Source organism: Azorhizophilus paspali, assembly GCF_043587585.2.
GTDB classification, from domain to species: domain Bacteria; phylum Pseudomonadota; class Gammaproteobacteria; order Pseudomonadales; family Pseudomonadaceae; genus Azotobacter; species Azotobacter paspali.
In genome coordinates this window covers 3,253,119-3,267,116 of record NZ_CP171449.1, presented here as the reverse complement: position 1 = coordinate 3,267,116, position 13,998 = coordinate 3,253,119, and the positions used below count along the sequence as shown (strand labels likewise).

The following is a 13,998-nucleotide window of genomic DNA, read 5'->3' as shown; positions in this document are numbered from 1 at the left end:
GTTATTTGCAAGAGGGCAAGATATGGGCCGCGTCGAGGATCGTGTCAAGCTGGAGGCATCTTGGAAGGAGGCACTCCACGACGAGTTCGAAAAGCCTTACATGCAGGAGCTGAGCGATTTTCTGCGGCGGGAGAAGGCTGCCGGCAAGGAGATCTATCCACCAGGATCGCTGATTTTCAATGCGCTCGATTCGACGCCGCTGGACCAGGTCAAGGTGGTGATCATCGGCCAGGACCCCTACCATGGGCCAGGCCAGGCCCATGGTCTGTGCTTCTCGGTGCAGCCTGGCGTGCCGGTGCCACCCTCGTTACAAAACATCTTCAAGGAGCTCAAGCGCGATCTGAACATTGACATACCGAAGCATGGCCATTTGCAACGCTGGGCTGAGCAAGGGGTGCTGTTGCTCAACACCTCACTGACGGTAGAGCGGGGCAATGCCGGCTCCCATGCCGGTATGGGCTGGCAGCGATTCACCGATCGGGTGATCGAAGTGGTCAGTCAGCGGCGGGAGCATGTGGTGTTCATGCTCTGGGGTTCCCATGCGCAGAGCAAGCGGCGCTTGATCGATTCGAGCAAGCACCTAGTTCTCTGCTCGGCGCATCCTTCGCCGCTGTCGGCTCACCGGGGCTTTATCGGCAACGGCCATTTCAGCCGAGCCAATCAGTTTCTTGAACAGCATGGCTTGACGCCGATCGATTGGCATCTGCCAGAAGAGCCCTGAACGCTGGCCCTAACGCTGGGTTTCCGATTCTTGACTCAACTCATAGGGAAGGTCGAGCAGGTGCAGGGCCACCCCGTCGGGCGTATCTAGCGCAATGCGGCCGTCCTCGACGGCATCTTCCTGCAGCACAGCGAGCAGTTCGACGCCGTTTTCAGCGGGGGCGGCCAGGACTACTTCGCCGACACTGGTGCGGTGTACGGGGGAGAACAGCTCGGTACCGGGAGCCGGTGCTTCGGCGCCAGTCAGCGCCAGACGATAGAGGCGCCGCTTGAGCTTGCCCAGGTACTGCATGCGCGCGACGATTTCCTGGCCACTGTAGCAGCCCTTCTTGAAGCTCACTCCGCCGACCGCCTGCAAGTTGATCATCTGCGGAATGAACAGTTCGCGGGTCGCACCATAGACCTGGCCGACCCCGGCACGGATCTGCGCTAGCAGCCAGGACTCCAGCGGGGCTTCGGGCAAATGGTTGGCCAGACGGGCATGCAATGTTTCAGCCTGTTCGGCTGGTGCCCAGAGTTCGGCGCGTCCACTTTCCAAGCGGATGGTGGCGAGTTCGCCGTTGCGGACGACCCGGCCAGCCTCTCGGGGGAGAACCAAGCCCAGGGCAGCCAGGGCAGCGTCACCGCCCAGAAGGCCGAAGCGGCACCAGGCGCCGCTTTCGTCAATCAACTGGGACTTGGAGAAGGCTGCGAACTTTTTCAACTCGGTCTGCTGGGGCTCGATTAGCTCGCTGGCCATGGCCAAGAGAAAGCCATCCCGGTCGGGAAGGAGGCGAAAGCTCGACACCATGCGCCCCTTCGGTGTGCAGCGGGCACCGAGGCTGGAGCTACCATCCTTCAAATAATCGAGGTTGCAGGTCACCTGCCCCTGAAGGAATTTATCGGCATCCGGCCCACGAACGGCAAGTACACCCTCGTGGCGCAGCGGGCAAAAGAAAGCGGAGTCAGCCATGATCATCACTGCAGTTGATAGGGAATGGCACTCATCATAGAGACCGGTCCATGCCTTGTCAGCGGTGTCGTTGCCTTGCAACGTAGCTATAATGCGACCCTTCTTTCAAGGAACCCATTTTATGGCCGACGATATCGAACTCAATCGTCTTTCTTGGCATAGCCGGCGTGGCATGCTGGAACTGGACGTGCTGCTGGTCCCTTTCGTGAAAGAGGCTTATCCCAATCTGGATGCAGAGGACCAGGCGCGTTTTCGCAAGCTGCTGGCGTGCGAGGATCAGGATATGTTTGGCTGGTTCATGCGTCGGGAAGAGCCGGCCGATCCCGATTTGCGTCGCATGGTGACCATTATTCTGGATCGTGTCCAACCTAAGTGATGTCTTCGAGTGCCGCTGGCAGCCCTCGCGGCAGTTGTTGGCGGCCTACCTGATCGTCCAGGCGCTCGCCCTGGTCTCCCTTGCGCTGGCCGATATTTCTTCCTGGGGGCAGTTGCTCGGTGTTTCGTTGTGTCTGGCGCATGCGGTCTGGTGTCTGCCAAGACATGTCCTGCTATCCCATTCCGTGGCTTTCCGTGGTGTGCGTCATACAGCAAAAGGCTGGCAGTTGTGGAGTGCGCGCGGAGGTTGGCAATCCGTGCAGTTGCGGCCGGACAGCCTGGCCCTCCCGCTAGCGATCATTCTGCGCTTTCGTCTGCCGGAGGAGCGGTGGGTGAGGGGCATATGCATCCCGCGCGATGCGCTGGCGCGGGATGTTCATCGTCGCTTGAGGGTGCGGCTGAAATTCAGCCGGCGTAGGTGGGTGGCACCAGAATAGTGTCGCGGGCCTCGGGCAGCATGTCTGGATAGTCGAGGGTGTAGTGCAGGCCACGGCTTTCGTGGCGTTGCATGGCCGAGCGAATCATTAGGTCAGCGACGAGGGCCAGATTGCGCAGCTCGATCAGGTCGCGGCTAACTTTGTAGTTGCTATAGAACTCGTTGATTTCGTCGAGTAGCAGCTTGACCCGGTGCTGGGCTCTCTGCAGGCGCTTGCTGGTGCGTACGATACCGACGTAGTCCCACATGAATCGCCGTAGTTCGTCCCAGTTGTGCGCGATGATCACATCTTCATCGGAGTCGGTGACCTGGCTGGCATCCCAGCTTGGCAGATTGCTCGGTAATTCGATGTCCGCCATTTGCTCGAGCATGTCGAAGGCGGTGGAGCGCGCATAGACGAAGCACTCGAGTAGAGAGTTGCTGGCCATGCGGTTGGCGCCATGCAGGCCGGTGAAGCTGGTTTCACCGATGGCATAGAGTCCGGGAATGTCGGTCCGTCCATGGTTGTCGACGACGACACCGCCACAGGTATAGTGGGCGGCAGGGACCACAGGGATGGGCGCGCGCGTGATGTCGATGCCGAAGTCTAGGCAGCGCTCATGGACGGTCGGAAAATGCGATTGGATGAAGTCCGCCGGTTTGTGGCTGATATCCAGATACACGCAGTCGATTCCGAGACGCTTCATTTCATGGTCGATGGCGCGGGCGACGACATCCCGGGGTGCCAACTCTGCGCGTGGATCGAAGCGGGGCATGAAGCGTTCGCCGTTGGGTAGCTTGAGCAGCCCGCCCTCGCCGCGCAGGGCTTCGGTGATCAGGAAGTTCTTGGCCTGCGGATGATAAAGACAGGTTGGGTGGAACTGGTTGAACTCCAGGTTGCCCACCCGGCAGCCGGCACGCCAGGCCATGGCGATACCGTCGCCGCAGGCGCTGTCGGGATTGCTGGTGTAGAGGTAGACTTTGGCTGCGCCGCCGCAAGCCAGCGCGGTGAAGCGTGTACTGTGTGTCTCGACTTCGCCGCTCTGACGATCGAGGACGTAGGCGCCCAGGCAACGCCTGCCTGGCAGGCCGAGCTTGCTTTCAGTGATCAGGTCGATAGCGACGTGCTGTTCGAGCAGTTCGATGTTCGGTCGTGCCTGCACTTTGGCCAGTAGCGTCTTGAAGATGGCGGCTCCGGTGGCATCCGCGGCGTGGATGATGCGCCGATGGCTGTGGCCGCCTTCGCGGGTCAGATGAAATGCAAAACCGCCATCGTCTCGTGCCGTAGGGTCTTCGCGGGTGAAAGGAACACCTTGTTCGATCAGCCACTGGATGGCTTCCCGGCTATGCTCCACCGTAAAACGCACTGCCTCTTCTCGGCAGAGGCCGGCACCGGCGATCAATGTGTCCTCGACATGGGACTCGATCGTGTCGGTATCGTCCAGCACAGCGGCGACGCCGCCTTGAGCCCAGAAGGTAGAGCCGTTGGAGAGCTCTCCCTTGCTCAAGATCGCGATATGCAACTGAGGCGGTAGGTTGAGTGCCAGAGTCAGGCCGGCCGCACCGCTGCCAATGATCAGGACATCATGCTGAAAATGTTGGCTCATATCGAAAAATCCGGGAAAACAAAAAAGCTGGTAGGGAACAGTCGGGCTTGGCACAATTGCCGACTTGGCCGCAGGGCTGCGAGGGGAACTCTGCAGCTCCCTCAGGAGTCAATAACCGGCTGCAACAGGATGGCATACCGGTTGGCGACAGTGAAAGCTCGGAGAGGAGCAGGTCTAGCTCACCGAGTGACTATTTCCATTGTGGGTAGTTCAGGTTGCTTGATCCATCGGAGTTGTTCGCTTTCTACGGGAAGCCTCGCTTTGAGGGGGAATTTTTGCTTAATACCCATGTCAATGAAAACAGAGTGATCTGGTGTCTGATGCTGTGCCCCCTGGGGTTTAACGAGGAGTATTCATGTTAAACCAGGAGCAAGATCAGCAATTGGTCGAGCGAGTGCAGCGTGGTGACAGGCGAGCCTTCGATTTGCTGGTGATGAAATACCAGCACAAGATTCTCGGTTTGATCGTGCGTTTTGTGCATGATACTCATGAGGCTCAGGATGTTGCTCAAGAGGCTTTCATTAAAGCCTATCGTGCACTTGGCAATTTTCGCGGTGACAGCGCTTTCTATACATGGCTGTATCGCATTGCCATCAATACTGCGAAAAATCATCTGGTGGCCCGTGGACGACGTCCTCCAGACAGCGATGTGAGTGCAGGTGATGCCGAGTTTTATGAGGGGGATCATGCCCTCAAGGATATCGAATCGCCGGAGCGCTCTTTGCTGAGGGATGAAATCGAGGCCACTGTGCACCGCACCATTCAGCAGTTGCCGGAGGATTTGCGTACGGCGCTGACGCTACGCGAGTTCGATGGGTTGAGTTACGAAGATATTGCCAGCGTCATGCAATGTCCGGTTGGAACCGTGCGTTCACGCATCTTCCGGGCGCGTGAAGCGATAGATAAAGCGCTGCAGCCATTACTGCAGGAAACCTAAGACTGCGGCCGTCTGCCGAGAGAGGTATCATCATGAGTCGTGAAGCCCTGTATGAATCGCTGTCCGCAGTGATGGACGACGAGGCGGACGAGATGGAATTGCATCGTGTGCTCGCTGCCACTAAGGATGATGCCGAGTTGCGGGCCGCTTGGTCTCGTTATCAGCTGGCGCGTGCCGTCATGCACAGGGATCTGTTCGAGCCGCGCCTGGACATCGCTGCCGGTGTTTCGGCCGCCCTGGCTGCGGAGGCGATGCCTAAGGCCCGAATCTTCTCGTGGGGGTTCGTCGGCCGCATCGCGGTAGCGGCTTCGGTGACTGTCGCGGTCTTGGCGGGCGTTCGTCTGTATAACCAGAGCGAGATGGGCGATGCCGAATTGGCTCAGCGTGCACCGCAGCCTTCCCTGTCGGCACCGCAGGTGCAAGGTACCCCGATTCTGGCGGGTTACACCGAGGGCGTCGAGCAATCCCAGGGGCCTTCTTCCAAGGACATGGGGAAGGATTCGGAATGGCATGAAAAAAGGCTTCCCACCTATCTTCGTCAACATGTGCAGCAGTCGTCTGTGAATGGGGCCGAGAGTGCTTTACCTTATGCCCGTGCGGCCAGCTTGGAAAACCGCTGAGGAGGAGCATGCGTTTTTTTTCTCTGCTTTTGCTCGTAGGCAGCATGGCGATGTCCGTGCAGGCTGCCGATGCGCAGAATTGGTTGAGCCGCCTGCTGAAGGCGGAGCAGCGGCAAAGCTTTCAAGGTGTTTTTGTCTACGAGCGTAACGGCAGTTTTTCCACGCATGCCATTTGGCACCAGGCTGGCCAGAATGATGGGGAGTCGAGAGAGCGTCTTTTGAGATTGGATGGTGCTCCCGTGGAGGTTATGCGAGTCAATGGGCGACTCAAGTGCGGCAGCAGCGCCGTGGCAGATCAGTTGATAGAGGGCGAGGGACCATGGCCGCCCCGTCCTTTGGATCCGCAGAAGCTCGCCGAGTGGTATGAGATTCGGATGGTTGGCGAGTCCCGGGTCGCCGGCCGCTCTGCCGTGGTACTGACCATATTGCCGCGTGATCAATACCGTTATGGTTTCGAGCTGCATCTCGATCAAGAAACCTCCCTCCCTCTCAAGTCCCTCCTCCTGAACGAGAAAGGCCAACTGCTCGAGCGGCTCCAATTCACTCAGTTGGATACATCCACCCCCTTGACTAAGGATAAACTGGAGCCTGGTCCTGCCTGCCAACCTGTCGCAGTCCTTCAGACTTCGACTCCCAAGCAGGGAGCTTGGCGTTCCGAATGGCTGCCGCCAGGTTTTACCCTGCGTAGCATGCATACCCAGCCCAGTCCCGTCTCGGGTGAAAACATCACCTACTTGATGTACGGTGATGGCTTGGCGCGTTTTTCGGTATTCATCGAGCCCTTGCATAGCGCTCTTGTCGAGGATGCCCGCAGCCAGTTGGGGCCGACTGTCGTTGTATCCAAGCGTATATCGACCGCAGATGGCGATATGATGGTTACCGTCATCGGCGAAGTTCCTTTGGGTACGGCAGAGCGTATAGTCCTGTCAATTCGTGCAAGTGAGGAACAGGCTGATCGATGATCGAGGAGCTGGGCCGGGTGGTAGCAATCGAGCCTGAGGCTGTATGGATCGAAGCCTTGGATGAAGCCGCCTGTCCTGGCTGTACTGCAAGCGTCGGTTGCGGTCGCTGGTCGTTCGACTGGCTGGAGACACCGAGGCGGCGCAGGTGTATCCGTGCCTTGTCGGTCATGCCGCTTCGAGTCGGTGACGCCGTGGTGGTCGGTATTCGGGAGGACTTCCTGTTACGCAGCTCTCTTGCGATCTACCTGTTACCTTTGCTGGGGCTGTTTGTCTGCACTATTGCGATTCAGCAACTCGGTTTCAGGGAGTCGTTGATGGTCCCGGCCGGTTTTCTGGGGTTTGTCTTTGTTTGGGCCATGGTGCGCAGAATAAGCCGACGCCAAATGAATGATCCGACATTGCAGCCCGTAGTGCTGCGTGCCTTGCTTGGTGCTTCCGAAGGACAAGTCAGGCAAGCGGCTTTTTGAGTGGAGGAAGTATGTCAAAGGTTGGTTTTAAGTCCTTCGCCTCTGTTTTGGTAGGTGCCCTGCTGCTCGGGCAGTCGCTCTTCGTGCAGGCGCAATTACCGGAGTTCACCTCGCTGGTGGAGGAAGCCTCGCCGGCGGTAGTCAATATCAGTACCCGGCAAAAACTTCCCGATCGCTCCACGGTTCAGGGATTGCCTGATCTCGAGGGGCTTCCGCCGCTTTTCAGGGAGTTCCTGGAGCGCAGCATTCCGCAACTTCCGCGTAATCCGGACAACGGTCGACAGCGTGAAGCGCACTCCCTGGGCTCGGGTTTCATCATTTCTCCAGATGGCTATGTCCTGACCAACAACCATGTGGTAGCCGATGCCGATGAAATCATCGTGCGTTTGTCCGATCGCAGTGAGCTCGAGGCCGAGCTGGTCGGGGCCGATCCTCTTACCGATGTGGCTTTGTTGAAGGTCAAGGGTTCGAATCTCCCTACAGTCAAGCTGGGACGTACCGACCAATTGAGAGTCGGGGAATGGGTTCTAGCCATCGGTTCCCCTTTCGGTTTCGATCATTCCGTGACCGCGGGCATCATCAGCGCCACGGGGCGAAGCCTGCCGAACGAAAGTTACGTTCCTTTCATCCAGACCGATGTGGCCATCAATCCCGGTAACTCCGGCGGGCCGCTTTTCGATCTGGATGGACGGGTTATAGGCATCAACTCCCAGATATTCACCCGGTCGGGTGGCTTCATGGGCTTGTCTTTCGCGATTCCCATCGAGGTTGCCATGGGCGTGGCCGATCAGTTGAAGGCCACTGGCAAGGTTGCTCGCGGTTGGTTGGGAGTGATCATTCAGGAAGTCAACAAGGATCTGGCCGAGTCCTTCGGCCTGGATCGGCCGGCCGGAGCGTTGGTCGCCCAAGTCTTGGAGGATGGACCGGCGGATAAGGGCGGTTTGCAGGTCGGCGATGTCATTCTCAGCCTGGATGGTCATCCTATCGTGATGTCGGCCGATCTGCCGCATCTGGTTGGGGGGCTCAAACCCGGGGCTACAGCCAATCTCGAGGTGGTGCGTGACGGCAAGCGGAGGAACATCGCTATCGCTGTCGGAGCCTTGCCGGAGGAGGGAAATGGAGTCCAGCCGAGTATCGCGGGCACGGAACAGAGCAGCAATCGCCTTGGAGTGACGGTCACCGAACTGACGGCTGAGCAGAAGAAATCTCTTGATATCAAGGGTGGTGTGGTCATTCACGAAGTGCTGAACGGTCCGGCCGCATTGATCGGACTGCGGCCTGGCGATGTGGTTACCCATTTGAACAATCAGCCGATCGACTCGGCGAAGACCTTTGCCGAAGTGGCTGGTGCGTTGCCAAAAGGCCGGTCGGTATCCATGAGGGTGCTGCGCCAGGGGCGTGCCAGTTTCATCACTTTCAAACTGGCCGAGTGAGGTTCCCGGACATGAAAAGAGGGCGGTGAAACCGCCCTCTTTTCATGCCTGTCAAGAGAGGTAATGCGTGACGCTAGTAATATTGATCAGTTAAACTCTCCGGCCATTTTGACGGCTGGCCCGCCCGAGCCTTTTCGAGTGCTGAACTGTGAGTGACCTCAGTCATATCCGCAATTTCTCCATCATTGCCCATATCGATCATGGCAAGTCGACACTGGCAGACCGATTCATTCAGATCTGTGGCGGCCTTTCCGAGAGGGAAATGGAGGCTCAGGTTTTGGACTCCATGGATCTTGAGCGCGAACGTGGCATCACGATCAAGGCCCACAGCGTGACCCTGCATTACAAGGCGCAGGACGGTAAGACCTATCAGTTGAATTTTATCGATACGCCCGGCCATGTCGACTTCACTTACGAAGTCAGCCGTTCCCTGGCTGCCTGCGAAGGGGCCCTGCTGGTAGTGGATGCCGGTCAAGGGGTAGAGGCCCAGTCGGTCGCCAATTGCTATACGGCCATCGAGCAGGGGTTGGAGGTGATGCCGGTGCTGAACAAGATGGACCTGCCCCAGGCAGAGCCCGAGCGGGTCAAGGATGAGATCGAGCACATCATCGGCATAGATGCCGGCGATGCGGTCTTGTGCAGCGCGAAAAGCGGAATGGGTGTGCCCGATGTGCTTGAACATCTGGTCCGGGTCATTCCTTCGCCCCAAGGCGAAATCGAAGCGCCGCTGCAGGCGCTGATCATCGACTCCTGGTTCGACAACTACCTGGGCGTGGTTTCGCTGGTGCGGGTCAAGCACGGCCGAGTGAAGAAGGGTGACAAGATTCTGGTGAAGTCCACCGGTAAGGTCCATCAGGTGGACAGCGTTGGGGTTTTCACCCCAAAGCACACTGAGATGCCTGATCTCAAGGCGGGTGAGGTGGGTTTCATCATCGCCGGCATCAAGGACATTCACGGAGCACCGGTAGGCGACACCCTGACGCTATCGAGCACTCCCGATGTGGATATGCTGCCAGGTTTCCAACGAATCAAGCCGCAGGTCTATGCAGGACTGTTTCCGGTCAGCTCGGATGATTTCGAAGATTTCCGCGAGGCATTGCAGAAACTGACGCTTAATGATGCTGCGCTGCAGTATGAGCCGGAAAGTTCGGATGCGCTTGGTTTCGGATTCCGCATCGGTTTCCTTGGCATGCTGCATATGGAAATCATCCAGGAGCGCCTGGAGCGCGAATATGATCTGGATCTGATCACTACAGCGCCGACGGTGGTCTATGAAGTTCTGCTGAAGAATGGCGATACGATATGTGTCGACAATCCGTCGAAGTTACCGGACCTAGCATCCATTGCCGAAATGCGTGAGCCGATCGTGCGCGCCAATATTCTGGTGCCGCAGGAACATCTGGGTAACGTCATCAATCTGTGCATCGAGAAGCGTGGTGTCCAACGCGACATGCAGTTCCTCAGTAGCCAGGTCCAGATCAGTTACGACCTGCCGATGAACGAAGTGGTACTAGATTTCTTCGACCGCTTGAAGTCGGTCAGCCGTGGCTATGCCTCGCTGGATTACAGTTTTGATCGCTTTCAGGTTGCTAATCTGGTCAAGCTGGACGTCCTTATCAATGGCGACAAGGTCGATGCTTTGGCGCTCATCGTGCATCGCGACAAGGCTCACCAGAAGGGGCGGGCTCTTACCGAGAAAATGAAGGAGCTGATTCCTCGGCAGATGTTCGATGTGGCCATCCAGGCCGCCATTGGCGGACAGGTAGTGGCACGGACCACGGTCAAGGCGCTGAGAAAGAATGTCCTGGCAAAATGCTATGGCGGCGATGTGACGCGTAAGCGCAAATTGCTGGAGAAGCAAAAGGCCGGCAAGAAGCGGATGAAGCAGGTTGGTAGTGTCGAAATTCCACAGGAAGCTTTCCTTGCTGTGCTCAAGGTAGATAGTTAGCTCTATGTCGATCAATTTCCCTCTATTATTAGTGCTAGCAGTACTGATCAGCGGTGCACTGGTCCTGCTTGATCTGCTTGTGCTGGGGCCGCGCCGACGGGCGGCGGTTGCCGAGTACGAGGGCAGTGTCGGCCAGCCTGACCAGAGTGTGGTGGACCGTCTCAACAAGGAGCCGTTGCTGGTCGAATATGGCAAGTCGTTCTTCCCGGTCCTAGCCATAGTGCTTGTCCTGCGCTCTTTCCTGGTAGAGCCCTTTCAGATTCCGTCGGGTTCGATGAAGCCCACCCTTGAGGTGGGTGATTTCATTCTGGTGAACAAATTCGCCTACGGGATTCGTCTGCCCGTCCTGGATACCAAGGTGATCGAAGTAGGTGAGCCGCAACGTGGCGATGTGATGGTGTTTCGCTACCCCAGCGATCCGAGCATCAATTACATCAAGCGGGTAGTCGGTTTGCCGGGTGATCATATCCGCTATGGCAGCGACAAGCGCCTGTTCATCAATGGAGCCCCGATTCCCGAGCAATTACTGGGCAAGGCGCCCGGGGTTCTGGGCAATGCAGTGCTTTACAAGGAGCAGCTCGGAGATGTCGAGCACCTGATCCGCAAGGAAAGCAGGCGCAATGCCGAGCCCTCGCATGAATGGGTAGTGCCGGAGGGGCACTACTTCATGATGGGCGATAATCGCGATAACTCCAACGACAGCCGTTACTGGAACGATCCGTTGATTGCTGACGAGATGCAGGGCATGGTTCCTGACGAGAACATCGTCGGCAAAGCCTTCGCCGTCTGGATGAGCTGGCCGGAGCCCAAGCTGCAGAATTTGCCGAATTTCGCGCGTGTTGGTCTGATCCACTGACTGCTCGACAAATGTGCGGTATTCGTCGGCACAGTGGGGCTGCTGGACTGTAGGCTGTCTCACGGTCAGTGGCTGGACGAAAGAGATTGAGCATGAAACTCCCTCATTCGCGGAAAGGCCTGTCGATACTGGGTTGGCTGTGGTGGCATTTTTCGCCAGTACGATATTCAAGATGATTCCTCGCTATTTCGACTATATGTCCATGGAGAGGATCATCACTGCCATCGAAACGGATCGAGCCGGCGAGGCCCGCAGCAGCGGAGACTTTTATACCCATGTCAGCAAGGGTATGCAGGTCGACAAACTCTGTGGGATTTGAATCTGCAGGATGTGTTGAACATGACCTTGGAAAACAATGAGTTCCGTGCTCATCTAAAATACGAAAAGCGCGAGCTCCTGATCGAGAATCTCGATCTGGTGGTGAATGTCGACAAAGAATTCCGTGTATCCATACCGTGAGCGCATCCCTGAACCGTCTTGAGCGCAAGCTCGGCCATACTTTTAAGAACCAGGATCTGATGCTCCTGGCGCTGACTCATCGCAGTTTTGCCAGTCGAAACAATGAGAGGCTGGAGTTTCTCGGCGATGCCATCCTCAATTTCGTCGCTGGCGAGGCCTTGTTCGAGCGCTTCCCTCAGGCAAAGGAGGGGCAGCTGTCGCGTCTGCGGGCCCGGCTGGTCAAGGGCGAAACTCTGGCCTTGCTGGCCCGTGGCTTCGATCTCGGTGACCATCTGCGGCTTGGCTCCGGTGAGCTGAAAAGCGGCGGCTTTCGGCGTGAATCCATTCTTGCCGATGCTCTCGAGGCATTGATTGGGGCCATCTACCTCGACGCTGGTCTGAATACAGTGCGCGAGTGTGTCCTGGGTTGGCTGGCCGGCGAATTGGATAGCCTGACCCTGGTCGACACCAACAAGGACCCCAAAACCCGCCTGCAGGAATTTCTCCAGTCCAGGGCTTGCGAGCTGCCCCGTTATGAGGTGGTGGACATCCAGGGTGAGCCGCATTGCCGGACGTTCTTCGTCGAATGCCGAGTGGCTCTGCTGAACGACAAAACTTATGGCCAGGGGGCCAGTCGTCGCATCGCCGAGCAGGTGGCGGCAGCGGCGGCGCTGGTGGCCCTTGGAGTGGAGAATGGCAATGACTGAGGAAAATTCGTTGCGCTGTGGCTACGTGGCCATCGTTGGACGCCCCAATGTGGGCAAATCCACACTGCTCAACCACATTCTCGGGCAGAAGCTGGCAATCACCTCGCGCAAGCCGCAGACCACTCGTCACAACATGCTGGGTATCAAGACCGAAGGCGACGTGCAGGCGATCTATGTCGATACCCCCGGCCTGCACAAGCAGAACGACAAGGCACTCAACCGCTATATGAACAAGACCGCCTCGGCTGCGCTGAAGGATGTCGATGTGGTGATCTTCGTGGTCGATCGCATGCGCTGGACCGAAGAGGACCAATTGGTGCTCGATCGTCTTCAATATATGCAGGGGCCGGTTCTGATTGCGGTGAACAAGGCTGACCGCCTCGAGGATAAAGTTGAGTTGCTGCCGCATCTACAATGGTTGGCGCAGCAATTGCCCAATGCCGAAATCGTACCTATTTCCGCATTGCACGGACACAATCTGGATACCTTGGAGCGGTTGGTCGCCGGGCGTTTGCCGCAGGGCGAGCATTTCTTCCCGGAAGACCAGATCACCGATCGCTCCAGCCGCTTTCTCGCCGCCGAACTGGTGCGGGAAAAGATCATGCGCCAGCTCGGAGCCGAGTTGCCCTACCAGGTCACCGTGGAAATCGAGGACTTCAAGCAGCAGGGGCAGGTTCTGCATATCCATGCGCTGATCCTTGTCGAGCGCGAGGGGCAGAAGAAAATCATCATTGGAGAGAAGGGCGAACGGATCAAGCGTATTGGCAAGGAGGCTCGCCAGGGCATGGAGGTTCTTTTCGATTCCAAGGTCATGCTTAACCTATGGGTCAAGGTGAAGGGCGGTTGGTCCGATGATGAGCGGGCCCTTCATTCGTTGGGATATCGCGATAGCTAATCCTTTCTTGCTTAACAACCCGCAAGGGGCTCCTTGCCATTAGGCGAAACTTTCTTGTTCTCTTCTCGTTCGGTTCCCCCTTTCCCCATTCCTCCTTATGCGTGTTGGAGGCCCTGCGGCATGCTGGCACATGGTGGCCTTTTGCCTTTGAATCCGTACGTCTTGTAGCCCCATTCCAGACAGGGCTACAGGGGTATGCGACGATTCTCCTCCCGCAATCGAAGCCGCGCCAAATTAGGCGCAAATCTCCCACATATTCTCCCTATTACTTTCCCAAATTGAGTTGTAATTTCCGATGTTTCATTGGAAAGCAAATGGTGACATATACGAAATATTTATGGCCTAATGGTATCATTGTCGGCTATATTCTTTGCTCATTCTCTCGTTCGAGCCTCGTTGAATTTCGTATTTTTCATAACGATATAGTTATCTATCTGTTGTCCTATATCGACTCGCTTAAGCGAAGCGACGAATGGACTGGAATCCTGCGGGAAAGTTGTTCAGAATCGATGGCGTTTTAGGGGTAAGTGTGCTTCGGTTGTTGAAAATTATGTGAAAGAATTTTGCCGGATATTCGGCCCGATATTTCAATTATAGGGACTTACAGTCGGTCGTTTCGTTTCGTGTTGATCACGATGATTTCTTGCCTGTTCTAGAGGCTGGAGA

At 57.0% G+C, this 13,998-nt stretch carries 14 protein-coding genes and 1 pseudogene; 13 read left to right on the top strand and 2 right to left on the bottom strand.

Translation table 11 applies throughout. The features are described from left to right. The first annotated feature begins 22 nt into the window (after positions 1-22). Entirely contained in the window at positions 23-721 is a 699-nt protein-coding gene (gene ung, locus ACGI6K_RS15820) for a uracil-DNA glycosylase (protein ID WP_376948506.1), read from the top strand. A gap of 9 nt (positions 722-730) precedes the next feature. Here the strand turns inward: ung and ygfZ are convergent, their stop codons facing one another. Next, positions 731-1,672, bottom strand: coding sequence for a CAF17-like 4Fe-4S cluster assembly/insertion protein YgfZ (gene ygfZ, locus ACGI6K_RS15815; protein WP_376948504.1), 942 nt, complete (start codon positions 1,670-1,672; stop codon positions 731-733). Positions 1,673-1,793: 121 nt separating this feature from the next. Between ygfZ and ACGI6K_RS15810 the strand changes: the two genes are divergently transcribed. Next, the gene (locus ACGI6K_RS15810; RefSeq protein ID WP_376948502.1) at positions 1,794-2,048 is read left to right on the top strand and encodes a succinate dehydrogenase assembly factor 2; all 255 of its coding nucleotides are present in this window, start codon (positions 1,794-1,796) and stop codon (positions 2,046-2,048) included. Continuing rightward, positions 2,032-2,484, top strand: coding sequence for a protein YgfX (locus ACGI6K_RS15805; protein ID WP_376948500.1), 453 nt, complete (start codon positions 2,032-2,034; stop codon positions 2,482-2,484). Before ACGI6K_RS15810 ends, ACGI6K_RS15805 begins: the two co-directional genes overlap by 17 nt. On the opposite strand, the gene nadB is transcribed toward ACGI6K_RS15805, so the two are convergent. Then, positions 2,453-4,069 (bottom strand): L-aspartate oxidase, encoded by a 1,617-nt coding sequence (gene nadB, locus ACGI6K_RS15800; RefSeq protein ID WP_376948498.1) that lies wholly within the window; start codon positions 4,067-4,069, stop codon positions 2,453-2,455. The two genes, ACGI6K_RS15805 and nadB, sit on opposite strands and share 32 nt — an antisense overlap. A 355-nt stretch (positions 4,070-4,424) precedes the next feature. On the opposite strand from nadB, the gene rpoE reads away from it, so the two are divergent. The 10 genes and pseudogenes from rpoE (at position 4,425) to era (ending at position 13,332) form a co-directional block, all read left to right on the top strand. Then, on the top strand, positions 4,425-5,006 hold the full coding sequence (gene rpoE, locus ACGI6K_RS15795) for an RNA polymerase sigma factor RpoE (RefSeq protein ID WP_376948496.1): 582 nt from the start codon (positions 4,425-4,427) through the stop codon (positions 5,004-5,006). Positions 5,007-5,038: 32 nt separating this feature from the next. Then, positions 5,039-5,626, top strand: a complete 588-nt coding sequence (locus tag ACGI6K_RS15790) for a sigma-E factor negative regulatory protein (protein ID WP_376948494.1) — start codon at positions 5,039-5,041, stop codon at positions 5,624-5,626. An 8-nt stretch (positions 5,627-5,634) separates the two neighbouring features. After that, positions 5,635-6,588, top strand: coding sequence for a MucB/RseB C-terminal domain-containing protein (locus ACGI6K_RS15785; protein ID WP_376948492.1), 954 nt, complete (start codon positions 5,635-5,637; stop codon positions 6,586-6,588). Further along, positions 6,585-7,055, top strand: coding sequence for a SoxR reducing system RseC family protein (locus ACGI6K_RS15780; RefSeq protein ID WP_376948490.1), 471 nt, complete (start codon positions 6,585-6,587; stop codon positions 7,053-7,055). Before ACGI6K_RS15785 ends, ACGI6K_RS15780 begins: the two co-directional genes overlap by 4 nt. An 11-nt stretch (positions 7,056-7,066) precedes the next feature. After that, positions 7,067-8,488: a DegQ family serine endoprotease gene (locus tag ACGI6K_RS15775; protein WP_376948488.1), complete on the top strand. Its 1,422-nt coding sequence runs from the start codon at positions 7,067-7,069 to the stop codon at positions 8,486-8,488. A gap of 148 nt (positions 8,489-8,636) precedes the next feature. Further along, the gene (gene lepA, locus ACGI6K_RS15770) at positions 8,637-10,436 is read left to right on the top strand and encodes a translation elongation factor 4 (RefSeq protein WP_376948486.1); all 1,800 of its coding nucleotides are present in this window, start codon (positions 8,637-8,639) and stop codon (positions 10,434-10,436) included. A gap of 4 nt (positions 10,437-10,440) precedes the next feature. Next, on the top strand, positions 10,441-11,292 hold the full coding sequence (gene lepB, locus ACGI6K_RS15765; RefSeq protein WP_376948484.1) for a signal peptidase I: 852 nt from the start codon (positions 10,441-10,443) through the stop codon (positions 11,290-11,292). 92 nt (positions 11,293-11,384) lie between these two features. Further along, positions 11,385-11,751, top strand: a pseudogene (locus ACGI6K_RS15760) (DUF4845 domain-containing protein). Beyond that, positions 11,748-12,437 (top strand): ribonuclease III, encoded by a 690-nt coding sequence (gene rnc / locus ACGI6K_RS15755; protein WP_376948482.1) that lies wholly within the window; start codon positions 11,748-11,750, stop codon positions 12,435-12,437. The pseudogene ACGI6K_RS15760 and the gene rnc overlap by 4 nt, the downstream one beginning before the upstream one ends. Then, entirely contained in the window at positions 12,430-13,332 is a 903-nt protein-coding gene (gene era, locus ACGI6K_RS15750) for a GTPase Era (RefSeq protein WP_376948480.1), read from the top strand. The genes rnc and era overlap by 8 nt, the downstream gene beginning before the upstream one ends. The last annotated feature ends 666 nt before the right edge of the window (positions 13,333-13,998 follow it).